We start from the raw sequence: 18,805 nt of genomic DNA on the forward strand, positions 1-18,805 counted from the left end.
CACGCATGCGTAACAGAAACATTTTGGCGCTGACCCTGGCCGCCGCCGCCACCCTGGCGGCCGTGCCGGCAGCTCTCCCCGCGGCCGCCGCCACGCCCGCGAACTCCCGTACGGCCACCGGGCATTGCCCCCAGCTGTCGAAGAAGCTGACCTGGTACGGCGACAACCGCGCCCACCTCCAGCGGATGATCGACGAACGCGGCAGCTGCTCGCACCCGCGGTCCGGACACGGCCACCAGCGACCGGTGGCCGCCTTCGACTGGGACAACACCGTCACCAAGAACGACGTCACCGACGCGACCATCGCCTGGTCCCTGCGGCACGACAAGATCCTGCGCCCCAAGAGCTGGAAGTCCACCAGCAAGTGGATGACCGACGAGGCCGACCGCGCCCTCACCGAGGCCTGCGGCACCGACGTGCCCGTCGGCAGGCCGCTGCCCACCTCCACCGACACCGCCTGCGCGGACGAGATCTTCGAGGTCCGCGAGGACGGCAGGACGATGAGCGGCGCCGCCGCCTTCGCGGGCGAGTGGGACCACCGTCACACCGTCCCGCAGTACGCCTGGGTGCCGCAGCTCTTCGCCGGGCACACCGTCCGCGAGCTGGAGTCGTACGCGGCGAAGGCCCGCACCGAGGCGCTGGCCGCCCCGATCGGCGCCACCCAGCGGGTCGGCACCCACGAGATCCCCGGCTACGTCCGCTACTACGACCAGCAGCGCGACCTGATCCGCACCCTCAAGAAGGCCGGCTTCGACGTCTACATCGTCTCGGCCGGCTCGGAGCCGGTCACCGAGGTCTGGTCGAAGGGCGTCGGCATCGACCGGCGGCACACCGTCGCCATCCGCTCGGTCCTGGACCGCAAGGGCCGCATCACCACCTGGAACCAGGGCTGTGGCGGTGTCCCCGTCAACAAGGGCGAGGCCATCCCGTACATCGACGGCAAGCGCTGCTGGATCAACCAGGAGATCTTCGGCATCAAGGGCAAGAAGGCCTGGGACAGGCAGGACCGGGCGCACCGCATCGCGCTCGGCGGCGGCGACGCCGACACGGACGTCACCTTCGTCGGCGACGCGACCGGCGCGCACCTCGTGCTGAACCGCAACAAGAACGAGGTGATGTGCCGCGCCTACGACGACGCGGACGGCCGCTGGATCGTGAACCCCATGTTCATCGAACCGCTGAAGCAGAAGGCCGACCCCTACCCCTGCTCGACGAGCGCGTACAACGAACACAACGGCGACAAGGGCCCCGTCCGGCGCCCGGACGGGGCCATCGTCCCCGACCAGACGGACTCGGTGTACTGATCTTCACGGCAGGTCCTAGAGTGCCGGGATGAGCATGTCGACTCCGCCCGGCTGGTACCCCGACCCATCGGCGCCGGGCGTGGAGCGCTGGTGGGACGGGACCGCCTGGACCGAGCACCGGCGGACTCCCGAGTACACGCAGGCGCAGCAGGGCTTCGGGCCGCCCGGCGACGTCACGGCCGTGATGGCCCCGGCCGGCTCCGGCGGCGGCCGGGGCAAGGTCGTGGCGCTCGCCGCCGCCGGGGTCGTCCTCGTCGGCGCGATCGTCACCGGCGCCGTCCTCCTGACCAAGGACGACGGCGGGGCCACGGGCGGCGCGCCGGGGCCGAGCGTGCCCGTCAAGAGCGCACCCGCGCCGAGCGAAACGGCGTCGAAGTCGGCCTCCCCGACCTCCGACCCCGACCCGGACACCCTCGTCGACGACCTCAACGGCATCACGCTGCCCGTCCCCGACGGCTGGGAGAAGGACGACGACTCCTTCGGCGGCGGCGCCACCATCCAGACCCCGGACATCGTCGACTGTCCGGGCGACTCCGGCCTCTGCCGCGAGGGCACCGTCACGTCGAGCACCGTGACGGGCACGGACGAGACCGACCCCAAGGCGATCGCCCTCGCCGACATCAAGGACGCGGCCGACGCGGCGTACGACCGGGACAAGCTGGACAAGCAGCCCTACGGCGGCATCACGGGCCACGAGAAGCTCAAGGAGGGCCAGATCGCCGTCGCCGGGCGCTCCGGCTACTACGTCCGCTGGCGCGTCCACACCGCCAAGGGCCCCGGCGGGTACGTCCAGTCGCTCGCGTTCAAGTCCAGTGTCGGCTCTCAGTCGCCGGTCATCGTCCGCTTCGCCGTCGGCGCCGGCGACGACGCGCCGCCGGTCTCTGTGATGGACGAGATCACCGAGGGCATCCGGTCCGTCGACGACAGCGCGACGGGTGGCGGCGTCGGCGAGGACGTGGGGCCCACCCCGTAGCGCCGGGGTGGGCCCGCGCGGCCGGGTGCGGGGTCAGAGGAAGGTCTGCCCCTCGCCCCGGTACGTCGGAACGCTCCCCGTCACCTCGTCGCCCTCGACCAGGTGCAGCGTCTCGAACCGCTCGCACAGCTCCCCGGCCTTGGCGTGCCGGAACCACACCTTGTCGCCGATCCGCAGATCGTCCGCGGGCGGGCCGTGCAGCGGCGTCTGCACCTCGCCGGCGCCCTCCTGCGGATCGTAGGAGAGCCCCTCCGGCAGATACGGGACCGGCGAACGGTCCGGGCCCGCGACCCCCGACGCCGGATAGCCGCCGCCGAGCACGGTCACGGTCCCCGCGCCGGGCCGCCGCACCACGGGCTGCGCGAAGAGCGCGGCCGGACGCCCGCTGAACGACGTGTAGTTGTCGAAGAGCCGCGGCACGAAGAGCCCCGACCCCGCCGCGATCTCGGTGACCGCACGCTCGGCCGCGGTGTGCTGCACGCTGCCGGTGCCGCCGCCGTTCACGAACTCCAGCTCCGGCGCGACCTCCCGGACGGCGGCGATGGTCTGCCCCCGGCGTGCGGCCAGCTCCCTGCGGGCCGCCGCCTGCATCATCCGGATCGCCCGCGAGCGTGCCGGGTGCCCCTCGACCGCGTCGCCCACCCCCGCGACATGGCCCTCGTACGCCATGACGCCCACGAGCCGGAAACCCGAACGCCGCACGATGGCGCGGGCCAGGGCCGAGACCTGTGCGGGGGAGTGCAGCGGCGAACGGAGCGCCCCGACGCGCACCCGTCCGCCCAGCACCTTGAGGGACGTGTCCAACTCCAGGCAGACCCGCACCTCTTCGGTGCCGCCGTCCCTGGCCTCGTCGATCAGCCGCAGCTGGGCCGGGTCGTCGACCATCACCGTCACCGCGGCGGCGAGCTTCGGGTCGGCGGTCAGCCGCGCGAAGGAGGCGCGGTCCGCCGAGGGGTAGGCGAGCAGTACGTCGTCGAAGCCGGCGCCGGCCAGCCAGAGCGACTCGGCGAGCGTGAACGACATGATCCCGGCGAAACCCTCCCGGGCCAGCACCCGTTCGAGCAGGGCACGGCAGCGCACGGACTTGCTCGCCACCCGTATCGGCTTGCCGGCGGCCCGGCGTGCGAGGTCGTCGGCGTTCGCGTCGAACGCCTCCAGATCGACGATCGCCACGGGGGCGTCGAGGTGTGCGGTGGCCCGGTCGTAACGGGCCCGGTCTGCTGCACGGGCTGTCATGGCCGAAGCCTGCCAGACACGATTACCGGAGGGTAGGGGGATGATCCGGGCAGATCGCCCGGGGGCGAGGACTGGGTTCCCTCGCCTCCCGCGCCAGCCCGTAGAGTGACGCGCACGGAGCCTGGCCGAGCGGTGCGCACGGAGCCTCGCCGACCGCGCGCTCCGGCCGGCCGAGCGCGAGGAAACGGGGGAGCATGAGCACGGAGGCGGCTCGCAGCCCCATCCCCCCGCGTCCTGCCACGCCTCCCCGCCCCACGGCCCCACCGGCCCCCGCCGACGAGCCGCCGCCCGCGCCGTCCGCCCGCTTCCCCGACGTCCGCCCCCCGGTAGACCAGGACTGGCTCCTGGAAACCCCACGCCCCACCCCCACGGACCCCCCAGAACCCCCCGACCAGGCGACCCGCATCCAGGCCCTACTGGCCCCTTTCGACCGGGCCCGGGTCGGACGCGATGCCCGCGCCGGGGACGAGGTCCGCGCCGAGCGCGAGGCCCGCACCGGAGACGAGGACCGTGTCGAGGGCGAGGCCCGCACGGAAGGCGAGGTTCCCCCCGGACGCGATGCCCGCACCGGGGACGAGGTTCGTGCCGAGGGCGAAGCACCCACCGGACGAGAACCCTGCGCCGGACGCGAGGCAGTCGGCACCACCACCCCGCCTCCGCCGGCCTCGGCCCGACTCCCCGACGCCCCGCCTGCGATCACGCCGACCGACGCGCTGCCGCCCCCGCCCCCCACCGCGCCACCGGCCCCCCGGACGCCACCACGCCCTGTCACACCTCCCGCCCCCGCTTCCGAGGCGGCGCCTCGGTCCGCGCAAGACCCGCTGCCTTCCGCCGCCCATGAGTCGGCGGTGCCCAAGGCCCCTGCCTCGAACCCGCCGCGTCCCGTGGGGCGCCAGGCCGCGGCTCCCCGCCCTACCGGGGCCGACGAGGTGTTGTCATCGGAAGGGGCTGCGGGCCGTTTGCGGGCCGTCCCCGGTGACGTTTCGTCAGAATCGGGGCCCTCGGGCGTGTCTCGTACGGCCGCCGGCCAGCGCGTGGTCGGGGCCGGGGCCGGGCGGCCCTTCGTGTCGTTTGCGCGGCCCGCGATGTACGACGACCGCACCGCCCGGCTGCGCGCCCGCGCCGCCGCCGCGGCCGTCTGTGTCGTCCTCGGGCTCGGGCTCATCGGCGGTGCCGTGACCGGGAGTTGGCTGACCGGGGAGTCCGCCGCGGGCGGCGCCGCCCGCAGCGCGTACACCGTCACCGGCGGGCTCTGGCACAGCGTGCCCGTCGACCGGCTCTTCCCGCCCGCGCTCAAGGGCGAGGGCGCGGGCCCCGGCGGCGCGGACCGTTCCTGGACCCGCGTGGCCGTCGCGCCGGACAGCGGCTGCCGGGACGCCTTCGACCCGCTCCTGCGCAAGGCGCTCGCCCCGGCCGGCTGCCTGCGGCTGCTGCGCGCCACGTACACGGACGCCACACGCAGCCACGTCACCACCGTCGGCCTGCTGTTCACGAAGGCGGACGCCGACGGCATGCAGACGCTGCGGAACCGTTTCACGGAGGAGGGGCTCGACCGGCGCCCCGACCTCATGCCCCGCCCGTACGCCGCCAAGGGCACCCCCGCCGAAGGGTTCGGGGACACGCAACGGGCCTCCTGGACCATCTCCGTGCTCCCGGACGCGCCCGTCGTCGCCTACGCCGTCTCGGGGTTCGCCGACGGCCGCGTCGTCACGGACCCCGAGCCCGCCACCGAGGCCATGGGCACCAACACCACGTCGGCACCGGCCCAGGCGGGCCTCGGTCACGAGGCGAAGGGCATCGCCGACCGCGTCGAGCGGGGCCTGCGCAAGACCATCGCGGCCGCGGAGAAGAAGTCATGAGGCTCCGCCGGGCCCTCGTCGCCACCGCGGCTACCGCACTCGCGCTCGCCCCCGCCGCCCCCGCCCACGCCGACGACGGCATCCGCGCCCAGCAGTGGGGCCTCGACGCCATGCACACCGGCCAGGCGTGGCAGACCACCAAGGGGCGGGGCATCACCGTCGCCGTCCTGGACACCGGCATAGACGGCGAACACCCCGACCTCGCGGGCAACGTCCTGGAGGGCAAGGACATGGTCGGCTTCGGGGCCCGCCGCGGCGACCGCCCCTGGGCCCGGCACGGCACCGCCATGGCCGGCATCATCGCGGGCCACGGACACGGCGAGGGCCGCGCCGACGGCGTGCTCGGCGTCGCGCCCGAGGCGAAGATCCTGCCGGTCCGGGTGATCCTGGAGGACGGTGACCCGGACCGCAAAAAGGCCCGCAACACCCGCGGCAACGCCCTGGCCGACGGCATCCGCTGGGCCGCCGACCACGGCGCCGACGTCATCAACCTCTCCCTCGGCGACGACTCCAGGTCCGCCCACCCCGAACCGGCCGAGGACACCGCGGTCCAGTACGCCCTGAAGAAGGGCGTCGCCGTCGTCGCCTCCGCGGGCAACGGCGGCGAGCGCGGCGACCACATCTCCTACCCCGCCGCCTACCCCGGCGTGATCGCCGCGACGGCCGTCGACGAGAACGGCGCCCGCGCCTCCTTCTCCACCCGCCGCTGGTACGCCACCGTCGCCGCGCCCGGCGACGACATCGTCATCGCCGACCCCGACCACAAGTACTACGAGGGCTGGGGCACCAGCGCCGCCTCCGCCTTCGTCTCGGGCGCCGTCGCCCTGATCCGCGCCGCCCACCCCGATCTCACGCCGGCCCAGATCAAGCAGCTCCTCGAGGACACCGCACGCGACGCCCCGCCCGGCGGACGCGACGACGCCCGCGGCTTCGGCCTGATCGACCCCGCCGCCGCACTCGCCCGCGGCGGCAGACTCGCCCCCGACAAGCCGCGCCCGGCCGCCTACGGCTCGAAATACTTCGGACCGGGCCCCGACGAGGACACCGGCGACGACGGGCCCGCCGGCTGGCTGGGACCGGTCGCCGGGGGCCTCGGCGTCGCCCTGCTCGCGGCGGCGGTCCACCTCTGGCGGACCAGGTCCGGCGCCGCCCGGCGCGGCCCCGGCGCCTGACGGCCGGACGCGGCGGCCCCGGGCACCTGACCGGGGCGTCGACCCCGCTCTGTAGGGTCGACACCGTGGCGAACATGGCGAACAAGAACATTCCCGACCCCGGCTTCTCCGACGACGACGGGACGGCCGACCCCCGGCTCGCCGCGGCGCTCGCCGCCTGGTCCGAGGACCGCACGGCCCACGGCCCGGTCCTCGAGGCCCTGGCCGGCGCCCGGCTGCTCGTCCCCGTCGTCGCCGTGCTCGGCGAAGTGGAGGAGGACGAGAACGGGCTGCGCCGCGAGAAGACCAGCGACATGGCGGTCCCCACCCTCAAGGCCGGCGACCGCAAGGCGCTGCCCGCCTTCACCTCCACCGAGGCCCTCGCCCTGTGGGACCCGGCGGCCCGCCCCGTCGCCGTACCGCTGCACCAGGCGCTGCAGGCCGCCGCGCACGAACAGGCCGACACGATCGTCCTGGACCTCGCGGGCCCCGTTCCCTACGAGCTGGGCCGCTCCGCGCTGATCGCCCTCGCCGAGGGCCGGGCCAGCGCCGACCCGCTCGCCGACCCCGCCGTCACCGCAGCGGTGCGCGCGGCCGTCGCCGCCGAGCGGGCCGTGCTCCGCGCCCACCTGGGCCCCGGCACGGCGGACGGCACTCTCGCCCTCGTCCTCGACCCGGCCGCGGACCCCGCGGAGGCCGCCCAGCGCGTGGCCCGGCGGATCGCCGCCGACGAAACACTGAGGGCCCGCCTGGTGCGCGGTCTCGACCTGGCACTTCTGCCGGCCGAGGCGACGCCACCGGGCGAGCCCCTCTACGTACGTACGGTGTGAGCCCGGGGGCTCAGCCGAAGACCGGCCCCGTGTACTTCTCGCCGGGGCCCTGACCCGGCTCGTCCGGCACGATCGACGCCTCGCGGAACGCCAGCTGCAGCGACTTCAGGCCATCGCGCAGCGGCGCCGCGTGGAACGAGCTGATCTCCGTGGCGCTCGCGTCGAGCAGGCCGCCCAGCGAGTGGATCAGCTTGCGGGCCTCGTCCAGGTCCTTGTGTCCCTCGCCGCCCTCGGCGAGGCCGAGGTTGACCGCGGCGGCGCTCATCAGGTGGACCGCCACCGTGGTGATCACCTCGACCGCGGGGACGTCCGCGATGTCACGGGTCAGGGTGTCGAAGTCGGGGGAATCGGGGGTGGGGGTCGCGTCGCTCATGGCCCCCACGATATGCCGAGCCGCCATCGGCCCGGTCCGCGGGAGCCGGGTCGGTGCGCCGGTTAGCCCCACACCCCGGGAGCTGCTAACCTTGTGTAACGACCGGCCGGATGTCCGCGTGTCAGCGCAAGGATCCGGCCCACAAGTGGAGGCTCCGATCTCCCACCTGGCCGCTCCCCGAGCGGCGGGTCACCGGTCAGGCGGCCGAAGTCCCCGAGGCTTCGGGTCGCCCGATGTGCGCCCCGCGATCACCGCGGAGGTGCTCCGGTAGTACGTGGAGCCCCTTCTGTGATCGGTCGGGGCATTTTTTGTGGCCTCGCTCGGTTGGTCCAGTCAACAGACGTAACGCGGCTGTCCGCCAGACGGTCGCGTGGTGCTACCGAGGAGGATCCATCAGCGCCGAGCCCCGCATCAACGACCGGATTCGCGTTCCCGAGGTGCGACTTGTCGGTCCCAGCGGCGAGCAGGTCGGGATTGTTCCGCTTGCCAAGGCCCTGGAGCTTGCGCAGGAGTACGACCTTGACCTGGTCGAGGTCGCGGCGAACGCCCGTCCGCCCGTGTGCAAGCTCATGGACTACGGGAAGTTCAAGTACGAGTCGGCCATGAAGGCCCGTGAGGCGCGCAAGAACCAGGCGCACACGGTCATCAAGGAGATGAAGCTCCGGCCGAAGATCGACCCGCACGACTATGACACCAAGAAGGGTCATGTCGTCCGGTTCCTCAAGCAGGGCGACAAGGTCAAGATCACGATCATGTTCCGTGGTCGCGAGCAGTCCCGCCCCGAGCTGGGCTTCCGACTGCTGCAGCGCCTCGCTTCGGACGTCGAGGACCTCGGGTTCATCGAGTCGAGCCCGAAGCAGGACGGCCGAAACATGATCATGGTTCTCGGTCCGCACAAGAAGAAGACCGAGGCGATGGCCGAGGCCCGTGAGGCCCAGGCGGCTCGCAAGGCGGACGCGAAGGCCAACCCGGGCCGCTCGCAGAACTCCGCCGAGGGAGAGGAGCTCGACGAAGCTCCCGCCGAGGCCCCGGCCGAGGCTCCTGCCGAGGCCTGATCCCTTGGACGCGAGTCCATTGGATGCCAATCGATACATATGGCTCCCGGATGCCCGGTTTCGCGACCGGGCATCGGAGTGCCACTGACGAGGAGAGAACGGCGCTATGCCGAAGAACAAGACTCACAGCGGTGCCAAGAAGCGTTTCCGGGTCACCGGCTCGGGCAAGGTGCTGCGGCAGCGTGCCGGTCGCCGCCACTACCTGGAGCACAAGCCGTCGACGCTGACCCGTCGTCTCGCCGGCACCGTCGAGCTGTCCTCGGCGGACGCCGCCAAGGCCAAGAAGCTCCTCGGTATGTGACGGCGCGCCCTGCAGCGTCAGGGCGCAGCCGACCGACCATCGGGACCAAGCCGTTCTCGGGTCACGCACGTGGCCCAGCTACAAGGAGTTAACAAGTGGCACGCGTCAAGCGGGCAGTCAACGCCCACAAGAAGCGTCGGGCGATCCTCGAGCAGGCCAGCGGCTACCGCGGCCAGCGGTCGCGCCTGTACCGCAAGGCCAAGGAGCAGGTCACCCACTCCCTGGTCTACAACTACAACGACCGCAAGAAGCGCAAGGGCGACTTCCGTCAGCTGTGGATCCAGCGCATCAACGCCGCTGCCCGCGCCAACGGCATCACCTACAACCGCTTCATCCAGGGTCTGAAGGCCGCCAACATCGAGGTGGACCGCAAGATCCTCGCGGAGCTGGCCGTGCACGACGAGAACGCGTTCGCCGCGCTCGTCGAGGTCGCGCAGAAGGCGCTGCCGTCGGACGTCAACGCCCCGAAGGCGGCCTGACGCCTGCGTCCCGCCCTGGCGTGATTCCGGACCCGTGAGCCGTTTGGCTCGCGGGTCCGCTGTCGTTCCGGATCTCGTCTGCCCCTTCTGCCGTCTGCCGTCCGCGGGTTCCGTTCTCGGCCGGTCGCGCCCACGCGGCGGAGCCGCATATTGATACAGCCCCGCGCCCCCAGCGGGGCGCCGTCCCGAGGTGAGTTGAATGGTTGCCGCCCCCGAATCGATCTCCCCCAAGTCGCCCCGCGTCAGTGCCGCGCGGCGGCTGGCCAAGCGGAACTTCCGGGGCAAGGAGCGGCTGTTCCTCGCCGAGGGGCCGCAGGCCGTGCGGGAGGCCGCCGGGCACGGGAAGACGCTCGTCGAGCTGTTCGCCACCGTCGACGCCGCCGAACGCCACGCCGACATCGTGGGGGAGGCCCGCGCGGCCGGGGCCCGGGTGCACCTAGCCGACGAGGACGTCATCGCCGACATCTCCACGACCGTCACCCCGCAGGGCCTCGTCGGCGTCTGCCGCTTCCTCGACGTGCCGTTCGAGGAGATCCTCGCCGGCCGCCCCCGGCTCGTCGCCGTCCTCGCGCACGTCCGCGACCCCGGGAACGCCGGGACCGTGCTGCGCTGCGCGGACGCCGCTGGCGCCGACGCCGTCGTCCTCACGGACGCCTCCGTGGACCTCTACAACCCCAAGTCGGTGCGGGCGTCCGTCGGTTCGCACTTCCACCTGCCCGTCGCCGTGGGTGTCCCCGTCGAGCAGGCCGTCCAGGGGCTCAAGGAGGCGGGCGTCCGCATCCTCGCCGCGGACGGGGCCGGCGCCCACGACCTCGACACCGAACTCGACCGGGGCACCATGGGCACCCCCACCGCCTGGATCTTCGGCAACGAGGCCTGGGGCCTGCCGGAGGAGACCCGCGCACTCGCCGACGCGGTGGTGCGCGTTCCGATCCACGGCAGAGCCGAGAGCCTCAACCTCGCGACGGCCGCGGCCGTGTGCCTCTACGCCTCCGCCCGTGCCCAGCGCGCCTCCAGTACTCGCTGAGGGGGTCCGCTCCGTCACATCGAGCTAGTAGTGTGACGGGCTCGGGGGGCCCTCCCCCAGGCTCTCGGCTTCACCCCCTCGTATCCCGGCTCCGCCCGGAGAGGGGGACCCCGAGCAGGGAGGCACCCCCACCGACAGTCCGAGAGGTGGGGTACGGGGAATGAGTGTCGGCACGAGCAGAGCACCGGGAGTGCAGGACGTCGTCCGTGCCCGCACGGACCGCGGCGGCCCCGGTGACCTCGGCGACCTCGGACTCGACCCCGACGAGCTGCCCGACGGCCTCGTCATCGCCGACGAGAGCGCCCGGATCGTCTGCTTCAACGCCGCCGCCGCGCGGATCACCGCGGTCTCCGCCGCCGACGCCCTCGGCGCCCCCCTGGACCGCGCCCTCCCCTTAGAAGACCTCGAAGGCCGCCGCTGGTGGCAGCTGACCGACCCCTACGGCGGCCTCGCCATCCGCGTCGGCCAGCCCGAGCGCAACCTGCTCCTGCCGGGCGGCCGCGAGGTCCTCGTCTCCGCCCGCTACGTCCGCACCCGCCCCACCGGGCCCGTACGCCGCGTCGTCGTCTGCGTCCGGGACACCGAGGCCCGTCGGCGCACCGAGCGCAGCCACGCCGAGCTGATCGCCACGGTCGCCCACGAGCTCCGCTCGCCGCTCACCTCCGTCAAGGGCTTCACCGCGACGCTGCTCGCCAAGTGGGAGAGGTTCACCGACGACCAGAAGAAACTGATGCTGGAGACCGTCGACGCCGACGCCAATCGCGTCACCCGGCTGATCGCCGAGCTCCTCGACATCTCCCGCATCGACTCCGGCCGCCTGGAGCTGCGCCGTCAGCCCGTCGACATCGGCGCCGCCGTCGGCCGGCACATCCAGGCACACGTCGCGGCGGGCCAGGACGCCGACCGCTTCCTCGTCCGGGTCGAGCAGCCGCTGCCCGACCTCTGGGCGGACCCCGACAAGATCGACCAGGTGCTGAGCAACCTGCTGGAAAATGCGGTGCGCCACGGCGAGGGAACCGTCACCATCGAGGCGGCGGCCTCCCCCTCGCCGCGCGAGCGGGGCGGCGCCGAGACCGCCGTGACCGTGAGCGACGAAGGTCCCGGCATTCCGGAGGAGTCGATGGGCCGCGTCTTCACCCGCTTCTGGCGGGGCAGCAAGCGCGGCGGGACGGGACTGGGGTTGTACATCGTGAAGGGCATCGTGGAGGCGCACGGCGGGACGATCACGGTCGGCCGCGCGCCCGGCGGCGGCGCCCAGTTCCGATTTACGTTGCCCGTGGGGGCCCCGGCGTATCTCCAGTGACCCTGTGAGGACGCCCTGAGCAGCCCGCGGGCTCATTCGTTCACCGCACCCCCGTTAGACTCGGTCGTTGGCACTTTGTGTCCCCAAATCCGGGACAGCTTGTCTCCGAGTCGTTGACGGGGACCCATCCGCCAGCCAATCGGAAGCACGGGAAGAGATGTCGGCACCGAACAAGTCGTACGACCCTGTTGAGGTCGAGGCACTGAAACCTGAAGAGATCGAGCGCATGCGGGACGAGGCGCTCGCCGCCTTCGCGGCCGCGGACTCTCTCGAGGCGCTCCAGGAGGCCAAGGTCGCGCACACCGGCGGCACCTCGCCGCTGGCGCTCGCCAACCGCGAGATCGGCGCGCTGCCCCCGCAGGCCAAGGCCGAGGCGGGCAAGCGCGTGGGCATGGCGCGCGGCGCCGTGAGCAAGGCGCTTGCCGCCCGCCAGAGCGAGCTGGAGGCCGAGCGCGACGCCCGCGTCCTGGTCGAGGAGGCGGTGGACGTCACGCTGCCGTACGACCGCATGCCCGCCGGCGCCCGGCACCCGCTGACCACGATGATGGAGCGCGTCGCCGACGTCTTCGTCTCGATGGGGTACGAGGTCGCGGAGGGCCCCGAGGTCGAGGCGGAGTGGTTCAACTTCGACGCCCTGAACTTCACCCCGGACCACCCGGCCCGGCAGATGCAGGACACGTTCTTCGTCCGGGGCCCCGAGGGGACCGACGGCGACGAGTCCGGGGTCGTGCTGCGCACGCACACCTCGCCGGTGCAGGCCCGCGCGCTCCTCGAGCGCCGCGAGCCGCCGGTCTACATCGTCTGCCCCGGCCGCGTGTACCGCACGGACGAGCTCGACGCCACGCACACCCCGGTCTTCCACCAGATCGAGCTGCTCGCCGTCGACGAGGGCCTGACCATGGCCGACCTCAAGGGCACCCTGGACCACATGGTCCAGTCGCTCTTCGGCCCGGACATGAAGACCCGCCTGCGGCCGAACTACTTCCCGTTCACCGAGCCGTCCGCCGAGATGGACATGGTCTGCTACGTCTGCCGCGGCGAGTCCGTCGGCAACCCCGACCGCCCCTGCCGCACCTGCGGCAGCGAGGGCTGGATCGAGCTCGGCGGCTGCGGCATGGTCAACCCCAAGGTGCTCACCGCCTGCGGCGTCGACCCCCAGAAGTACAGCGGATTCGCCTTCGGGTTCGGCATCGAACGGATGCTGATGTTCCGCCACAACGTCGAAGACATGCGAGACATGGTCGAGGGTGACATCCGGTTCACCCGGCCGTTCGGGATGGAGATCTGATGCGGGTCCCGCTTTCCTGGCTGCGGGAGTACGTCGACCTCCCCGCCACCGAGACCGGCCGTGACGTGCAGGCCAAGCTGATCGAGGTCGGCCTCGAGGTCGAGACCGTCGAGCAGCTCGGCGCCGGGCTCAAGGGCCCGCTCGTCGTGGGCAAGGTCCTCACCATCGAGGAGCTGGAGGGGTTCAAGAAGCCCATCCGCTTCTGCACCGTCGACGTCGGCACCGCCAACGGCACCGGCGAGCCGCAGGAGATCGTCTGCGGCGCCCGGAACTTCAGGGTCGGCGACAAGGTCGTCGTGGTGCTGCCCGGCGCCGTCCTGCCCGGCGACTTCGCCATCGCCGCCCGCAAGACATACGGCAAGACCTCGCACGGCATGATCTGCTCCGGCGACGAGCTGGGCATGGGCGACGACGGCTCCGGCGGCATCATCGTGCTGCCGCCCGAGCACGAGGCCGGCACCGACGCGATCGAGCTCCTGGAGCTGGTCGACGAGGTCCTGGACATCGCCGTCACGCCCGACCGCGGCTACGCGCTCTCGATGCGCGGCGTCGCCCGCGAGACCGCCATCGCGTACGGCCTGCCGCTGCGCGACCCGGCGCTGCTCGACGTGCCCGCGCCGAACTCCTACGGCTACCCGGTCAAGATCAGCGACCCGATCGGCTGCGACCGCTTCACCGCGCGCACCGTCACCGGCCTGCAGCCCGAGGCCCGCTCCCCGATCTGGCTCCAGCGCCGCCTGCAGAAGGTCGGCATGCGTCCGATCTCGCTCGCCGTCGACATCACCAACTACGTGATGATGGAGCTCGGCCAGCCCCTGCACGCGTACGACCGCTCCCGCATCCAGGGCACGATCGGTGTCCGCAGGGCAGAGCAGGGCGAGCAGCTCACCACGCTCGACGGCACCAAGCGCGTCCTGGACGCCGAGGACCTGGTCATCACCGACGACCGCGGCCCCATCGGCCTCGCCGGCGTCATGGGCGGCGCCAACACCGAGATCGCCGACTCCGAGACCCCCGCGTTCGACCCGACCGGGGCATCGGCGGCCGAGGCCCGCGGCACCACCGAGGTGGTGATCGAAGCCGCGCACTTCGACGCGATCTCCGTCGCCCGCACCGCGCGCCGCCACAAGCTGTCCTCCGAGGCGGCCAAGCGCTTCGAGCGCGGCGTCGACCCGCAGGCCGCGGCCGCCGCCGCGCAGCGCACCGTCGACCTGCTCGTGCTGCTCGCGGGCGGCAGCGCCGAGGCCGGCGTCACCGAGGTCATCGCCCCGACCGCGCCGCGCACGATCTCCATGCCGGCCGACCACCCGGACAAGGTCGCCGGTGTGGCGTACGGCCGGGAGACCGTCGTGCGCCGCCTCCAGGAGGTCGGCTGCGACGTCTACGGCCAGGACGCCCTGACGGTCACCGTGCCGTCCTGGCGCCCCGACCTCGCCGAGCCGAACGACCTCGCCGAAGAGGTCATCCGCCTCGAGGGGTACGAGAACCTGCCCTCGACGCTGCCCAAGCCCCCCGCGGGCCGCGGCCTCACCGAGCGGCAGCGGCTGCACCGCCGCGTCGGCCGCGCGCTGGCCGGTGCCGGTTACGTGGAGGCGCTGAGCTACCCGTTCATCGGCGAGGGCGTCTTCGACCAGCTCGCCCTGGACCAGGACGACCCGGCGCGCCGCGTGGTGAAGCTGGTCAACCCGATCTCCGACGAGGAGCCCGCGCTTCGCACGACGCTGCTGCCGGGGCTGCTCTCCGCGCTCCGCCGCAATGACGGCCGGGGCTCGCACGACCAGGCCCTCTTCGAGACGGGCCTCGTCTTCCACCCGCGCGAGGAGCTGAAGGTCGCGGTGCGCCTGCCCGTCGACCGGCGCCCCACCGACGAGGAGATCGCGTCCCTCACCGACGCGCTGCCCGTCCAGCCCCGGCACGCCGCCGTCGTCCTCGCGGGCGCCCGCGAGCAGGCCGGCTGGTGGGGCAAGGGCCGCCCGGCGGACTGGGCCGACGCCGTGGAGTCGGCGCGGACCATCGCCCGTGAGGCCGGTGTCGAGCTCATCGTCGACCAGGGGCAGTACGGCCCCTGGCACCCCGGCCGCTGTGCCCAGCTGAAGGTCGTCGTGGACGGGGAGATCGTCACCGTCGGCCACGCAGGTGAGCTGCACCCGCGCGTCGTAAAGGCGTTCGGCGTGCCCGCGCGCACCTGCGCGATGGAGCTCGACCTGGACCGGCTGGAGTCGGCGCGCGAAGGTGCCGTCCGGGCGCCGCGCATCTCGACGTTCCCGGTGGCCACCCAGGACGTCGCCCTCGTGGTCGACGCCGAGGTGCCCGCCGCCGTCGTCGAGTACTACCTGCGCGGTGGCGCGGGCGAACTCCTGGAGTCCATCCGGCTGTTCGACGTCTTCGAGGGCGAGCAGATCGGCGAGGGCAAGAAGTCCCTCGCGTACGCGCTGCGCTTCCGCGCCGCCGACCGCACGCTCACCGTCGACGAGGCCACCGCGGCCCGTGACGCGGCCGTCGCGCGCGCGGCCGAGGCGACGGGCGCGGTGCTGCGCGGAGCGTAGTCACCACGCGGGGTCGCCGCCAGGCGCACCAGGGGCGTTACGAGGGGCTCATCCGGACCACCGGATGGGCCCCTCACTCGTTCGGGTGGTAACCGGAGGCACTCTGGCCCGATCGGGTCATGCGGTCGAAAGAATCGGTCCGGCCGTAGGGGCGGTCTGCTCGCTGATCCTGATCAGGGCCTAGGGGGGCCGACGGCATGATGCGTATCGGAGCGGGAGGGCCACGCCGGGGCACGCCCCGGACGTTCGTACGAAACAGGTGTTCCCGAAGAGTCGCCCGGCTGCTCCCGCGCCTGCTTCGCCGGCTGCCGCGCGGGGCGCGCCCGGTGCCGTGCCGGTGGAGGCGGCGCGTGGCCGCGCTGGGGCTGCCGACGATGTGGGGCGCCGTCGCGGTCACGTACAAGCTGGCCTGTCCGATCGCGCAGCAGGACGGGATGGGGGCGCGGATCGCCGGCAGTGCCGTCTTCTTCGCCGTGGGGACGGGGCTCGTCCTGCACGTGCGCCGGTCGCTGCTGCGGGAGCTGCGGCAGATCCGCGAGGTCGCGGGCGCCGCGCAGAACGTGCTCCTGAGGCCGCTGCCGCCCCGCACCGCGGGGCTCGCGCTCGCCGCAGGCCGGCTCTCCGCCTCCCGGGGCGCCTCCGTCGGCGGGGACCTGTACGAGGTGGCGGCCACCGACCACGGGGTCCGGGTCGTCATGGGCGATGTGCGCGGCCACGGTCTCGCCGCCATCGGCACCGCCGCCGCCGTCCTCGGCAGTTTCCGCGAGGCGGCCCACGACGAACCCGAACTGCCCCTGGTGCTCCGGCGGTTGGAGCGAGCACTCGACCGGCACCTGCGGGAGCGGGCCCGTGTCGAGCACCCGGTTGACGGTGGCCCCGCCGAGGACGCCCCGTCCGCCGAGGAGTTCGTGACCGTACTCCTCCTGGAGATCAGCGACGAGGACGAGATCTCCGCACTCAACTGCGGCCACCCCTGGCCGCATGTGCTGGCCGGGCGCGCCCGGCCCCTGACGGAGCGCGAACCGCTGCCGCCGCTCGGCCCCTTCCCGCTCCCGGCCGAGCTGCCGGTGCTGTGCTGCGGGCCGCTGCTGCCCGGCGAGACGCTCGTGCTGCACACGGACGGCGTGGCGGACGCGCGCGACGCCGCCGGGTCGTTCTTCCCGCTGGGGCCTGCGCTCACCGAGGCCGCCCGGGGCAGGCCCATCGCACCGCAGGCCCTCATCCACGCGGTGTACGCCCGGCTCGGGCGCCACGTGGGCCGGACGCCGTCCGACGACGCGGCGCTGCTCGTGCTGCGCAACGACCGGGTGAGGGTCCCGGCCCAGCACGCGGAGTCCGAACGGCGCGCCCGCACCATGAGCTGAGCGCCGGCCGGGCCCGGGGGAGAGCGGCGTGCGCCGCCCGCCCCGCCATGGAGTTGTCGGGCAGACGGCGGGACGGACGGCGCTCCATGAGGGCCGCCGCACTGTAGAGGGGGAGCCGGCGGCCCGGCCGGCCTCCTTAACTGATGAGGCATCTCAGTCAAGCGATCCCACACCCCATGCGGCAGAGCGCACACCCCCCGGATTCGGGCACTCCGTTCACACCCCGTGTGAAGGGACCTCCACTAATCTGAACAGCACCGAGCCACCGGAGGGCATCCATGCAGCCCAACACCCTGCTCGACGCGATCCTCGACGAAGCCGGCATCTCTCACGCGGGCCTCGCCGCACATGTGAACCAGGCCGGCAGAGCCAGAGGACTCGCGCTGCGCTACGAACACACCGCGGTCTCCCGCTGGTTGAAGGGCCAGCGACCGCGTGGCCAGGTCCCCGACCTCATCTGCGAGGTGCTCGCCGCACGGCTCCAGCGGCCCGTCACCCTCGACGACATCGGCCTCGGACTGCCCGGCGTCCCCGCCGCCAGGCCCGGCTCGATGTCCTCCACGCTCTCCGGCTTCGTCGAGCGGGCCACCGCCCTGTGGCGCTCGGACGAACAGCAGCGCCCGCACCTGCTCGGCGCCCCCGCCGTGACCGGCACGCCCGCCGTGATGCCGGTCTGGGAGTGGGAGAACCCGCCCGAGGACGTCGACGTGTCCCGCGGCGGCCGGCACCCCGTGAGCACGGCCGACATCGAGATGATGCGCGCGGCCCGCGCCCACTACGAGCAGATGTACCGCAAGACCGGGGGCATCGCGACGCGCACCCGCATCGTCGGCTTCCTCAACGCCGAGGCCGCGCCGCTGCTGCGCGGCAGCTACACCGACGAGATGGGCCGCCAACTGCACCGCTCCACCGGCGGCTTGGTGGCCATCGCGGGCATCTGCGCCTACGACTCCGACGCGCACGGCCTCGCCCAGCGCTACTTCCACCAGGCGCTGCGCCTCGCCAAGGCCAGCGGGGACCGGGGGCTCGGCGGGTACGTCATCGCGCTGCTCGTCAACCAGTCGCTGTTCATGCGCGAGTACCGCCAGGCCGTGGCGTTCGCCGAGGCCGCGCTGCGCGCCGCCGGACGCGATCTGACCCCGGCGCTCGCCTCCGACCTGTACGCGATGCAGGCCAAGGCGTACGCGCACCTGGGCGACGGCAGGAGCGCGCTCTCCTGCATCCGGCGTGCCGAGGCCGCGGCCGAGCGGATCCTGCGCGGCCGCGAGCCGGACGAGACGGGCTATGTCCAGCCCGGCCTCGTCAATGTGCAGGTGGCGGAGGCACTGCTCAGTCTCGGCGATCTCACCAGCGCCCACGAGCACGCCGCGGCGGCCGTGGACACGCCGGCGCACGACCGGGGCCGGGTGCACCGGCTCGCGATGCTCAGCCAGATCGAACTGCGCCAGGGCAACACCGACGAGGCGGTCGCCACGGCGGTGGAAATGGCAGAACAGGCCCGGGGGATGGAGTCACAGCGGCTGCGCGACCGGCTGCGTGCCGTGCGCGAGCACCTGGTCCGCAGCGACTGCGCGGGCACGGCCGAGGCCGCCGCACTGATCGACGGGGCGCTGCGCGTGCCGCTGTGACGCCCGCGGGGCGCCGCCGCGCCGGCCTCGCGCACGCACCGTCCCGAGCCGCACACACTCTGCTCTGACGTTCTTCCTGCTGCGATAT

At 73.2% G+C, this 18,805-nt stretch carries 16 protein-coding genes; 14 read left to right on the forward strand and 2 right to left on the reverse strand.

Features of this window, described 5'->3' with window-relative positions:
* The first annotated feature begins 5 nt into the window (after nucleotides 1-5).
* Complete coding sequence (locus ACZ7DY_RS29215) at nucleotides 6-1,304, forward strand: HAD family hydrolase (protein WP_471140323.1); 1,299 nt, start codon at nucleotides 6-8, stop codon at nucleotides 1,302-1,304.
* Between the two features lie 28 nt (nucleotides 1,305-1,332).
* The gene (locus ACZ7DY_RS29220) at nucleotides 1,333-2,277 is read left to right on the forward strand and encodes a DUF2510 domain-containing protein (RefSeq protein ID WP_471140325.1); all 945 of its coding nucleotides are present in this window, start codon (nucleotides 1,333-1,335) and stop codon (nucleotides 2,275-2,277) included.
* Between the two features lie 33 nt (nucleotides 2,278-2,310).
* Here ACZ7DY_RS29220 and ACZ7DY_RS29225 read toward each other — a convergent pair whose 3' ends face one another.
* On the reverse strand, nucleotides 2,311-3,513 hold the full coding sequence (locus tag ACZ7DY_RS29225) for an amino acid deaminase/aldolase (protein WP_471140328.1): 1,203 nt from the start codon (nucleotides 3,511-3,513) through the stop codon (nucleotides 2,311-2,313).
* Nucleotides 3,514-4,577: 1,064 nt separating this feature from the next.
* Here ACZ7DY_RS29225 and ACZ7DY_RS29230 point away from each other — a divergent pair.
* From ACZ7DY_RS29230 to ACZ7DY_RS29240, 3 genes are all read left to right on the forward strand, one after another.
* Complete coding sequence (locus ACZ7DY_RS29230; RefSeq protein ID WP_471140329.1) at nucleotides 4,578-5,372, forward strand: hypothetical protein; 795 nt, start codon at nucleotides 4,578-4,580, stop codon at nucleotides 5,370-5,372.
* The gene (gene mycP, locus ACZ7DY_RS29235) at nucleotides 5,369-6,544 is read left to right on the forward strand and encodes a type VII secretion-associated serine protease mycosin (RefSeq protein ID WP_471140332.1); all 1,176 of its coding nucleotides are present in this window, start codon (nucleotides 5,369-5,371) and stop codon (nucleotides 6,542-6,544) included. Before ACZ7DY_RS29230 ends, mycP begins: the two co-directional genes overlap by 4 nt.
* A gap of 74 nt (nucleotides 6,545-6,618) precedes the next feature.
* The gene (locus ACZ7DY_RS29240) at nucleotides 6,619-7,353 is read left to right on the forward strand and encodes an SseB family protein (RefSeq protein WP_471140334.1); all 735 of its coding nucleotides are present in this window, start codon (nucleotides 6,619-6,621) and stop codon (nucleotides 7,351-7,353) included.
* 10 nt (nucleotides 7,354-7,363) lie between these two features.
* Here the strand turns inward: ACZ7DY_RS29240 and ACZ7DY_RS29245 are convergent, their stop codons facing one another.
* Entirely contained in the window at nucleotides 7,364-7,726 is a 363-nt protein-coding gene (locus tag ACZ7DY_RS29245) for a DUF1844 domain-containing protein (RefSeq protein ID WP_471140337.1), read from the reverse strand.
* 392 nt (nucleotides 7,727-8,118) lie between these two features.
* On the opposite strand from ACZ7DY_RS29245, the gene infC reads away from it, so the two are divergent.
* From infC to ACZ7DY_RS29290, 9 genes are all read left to right on the forward strand, one after another.
* A complete protein-coding gene (gene infC, locus ACZ7DY_RS29250) occupies nucleotides 8,119-8,781 on the forward strand; it encodes a translation initiation factor IF-3 (protein WP_471140896.1) in 663 nt (220 codons plus the stop codon).
* A 106-nt stretch (nucleotides 8,782-8,887) separates the two neighbouring features.
* Complete coding sequence (gene rpmI / locus ACZ7DY_RS29255) at nucleotides 8,888-9,082, forward strand: 50S ribosomal protein L35 (RefSeq protein ID WP_471140340.1); 195 nt, start codon at nucleotides 8,888-8,890, stop codon at nucleotides 9,080-9,082.
* 95 nt (nucleotides 9,083-9,177) lie between these two features.
* A complete protein-coding gene (gene rplT / locus ACZ7DY_RS29260; RefSeq protein ID WP_471140343.1) occupies nucleotides 9,178-9,561 on the forward strand; it encodes a 50S ribosomal protein L20 in 384 nt (127 codons plus the stop codon).
* A 199-nt stretch (nucleotides 9,562-9,760) separates the two neighbouring features.
* Nucleotides 9,761-10,588 carry a TrmH family RNA methyltransferase gene (locus ACZ7DY_RS29265; protein ID WP_471140345.1) on the forward strand — a complete coding sequence of 276 codons (828 nt, stop codon included), beginning with the start codon at nucleotides 9,761-9,763 and terminating at the stop codon, nucleotides 10,586-10,588.
* Between the two features lie 160 nt (nucleotides 10,589-10,748).
* Entirely contained in the window at nucleotides 10,749-11,891 is a 1,143-nt protein-coding gene (locus ACZ7DY_RS29270) for a sensor histidine kinase (protein ID WP_471140347.1), read from the forward strand.
* A gap of 157 nt (nucleotides 11,892-12,048) precedes the next feature.
* Nucleotides 12,049-13,179, forward strand: coding sequence for a phenylalanine--tRNA ligase subunit alpha (pheS, locus tag ACZ7DY_RS29275; protein WP_471140351.1), 1,131 nt, complete (start codon nucleotides 12,049-12,051; stop codon nucleotides 13,177-13,179).
* Nucleotides 13,179-15,725 carry a phenylalanine--tRNA ligase subunit beta gene (pheT, locus tag ACZ7DY_RS29280; protein WP_471140353.1) on the forward strand — a complete coding sequence of 849 codons (2,547 nt, stop codon included), beginning with the start codon at nucleotides 13,179-13,181 and terminating at the stop codon, nucleotides 15,723-15,725. The genes pheS and pheT overlap by 1 nt, the downstream gene beginning before the upstream one ends.
* A gap of 374 nt (nucleotides 15,726-16,099) precedes the next feature.
* The gene (locus tag ACZ7DY_RS29285) at nucleotides 16,100-17,089 is read left to right on the forward strand and encodes a PP2C family protein-serine/threonine phosphatase (protein WP_471140897.1); all 990 of its coding nucleotides are present in this window, start codon (nucleotides 16,100-16,102) and stop codon (nucleotides 17,087-17,089) included.
* Nucleotides 17,090-17,367: 278 nt separating this feature from the next.
* Complete coding sequence (locus ACZ7DY_RS29290) at nucleotides 17,368-18,717, forward strand: transcriptional regulator (RefSeq protein WP_471140356.1); 1,350 nt, start codon at nucleotides 17,368-17,370, stop codon at nucleotides 18,715-18,717.
* Nucleotides 18,718-18,805: the final 88 nt, after the last annotated feature.

Source organism: Streptomyces sp. NPDC037013, assembly GCF_055607265.1.

Coding starts and splice junctions, on each gene's coding strand:
- ACZ7DY_RS29215 (WP_471140323.1), top strand. CDS start 6: ATGCGTAACAGAAACATTTTGGCGCTGACCCTGGCCGCCGCCGCCACC.
- ACZ7DY_RS29220 (WP_471140325.1), top strand. CDS start 1,333: ATGAGCATGTCGACTCCGCCCGGCTGGTACCCCGACCCATCGGCGCCG.
- ACZ7DY_RS29225 (WP_471140328.1), bottom strand. CDS start 3,513: ATGACAGCCCGTGCAGCAGACCGGGCCCGTTACGACCGGGCCACCGCA.
- mycP (WP_471140332.1), top strand. CDS start 5,369: ATGAGGCTCCGCCGGGCCCTCGTCGCCACCGCGGCTACCGCACTCGCG.
- ACZ7DY_RS29240 (WP_471140334.1), top strand. CDS start 6,619: ATGGCGAACAAGAACATTCCCGACCCCGGCTTCTCCGACGACGACGGG.
- ACZ7DY_RS29245 (WP_471140337.1), bottom strand. CDS start 7,726: ATGAGCGACGCGACCCCCACCCCCGATTCCCCCGACTTCGACACCCTG.
- rpmI (WP_471140340.1), top strand. CDS start 8,888: ATGCCGAAGAACAAGACTCACAGCGGTGCCAAGAAGCGTTTCCGGGTC.
- ACZ7DY_RS29265 (WP_471140345.1), top strand. CDS start 9,761: ATGGTTGCCGCCCCCGAATCGATCTCCCCCAAGTCGCCCCGCGTCAGT.
- ACZ7DY_RS29270 (WP_471140347.1), top strand. CDS start 10,749: ATGAGTGTCGGCACGAGCAGAGCACCGGGAGTGCAGGACGTCGTCCGT.
- pheS (WP_471140351.1), top strand. CDS start 12,049: ATGTCGGCACCGAACAAGTCGTACGACCCTGTTGAGGTCGAGGCACTG.
- pheT (WP_471140353.1), top strand. CDS start 13,179: ATGCGGGTCCCGCTTTCCTGGCTGCGGGAGTACGTCGACCTCCCCGCC.
- ACZ7DY_RS29285 (WP_471140897.1), top strand. CDS start 16,100: ATGTGGGGCGCCGTCGCGGTCACGTACAAGCTGGCCTGTCCGATCGCG.
- ACZ7DY_RS29290 (WP_471140356.1), top strand. CDS start 17,368: ATGCAGCCCAACACCCTGCTCGACGCGATCCTCGACGAAGCCGGCATC.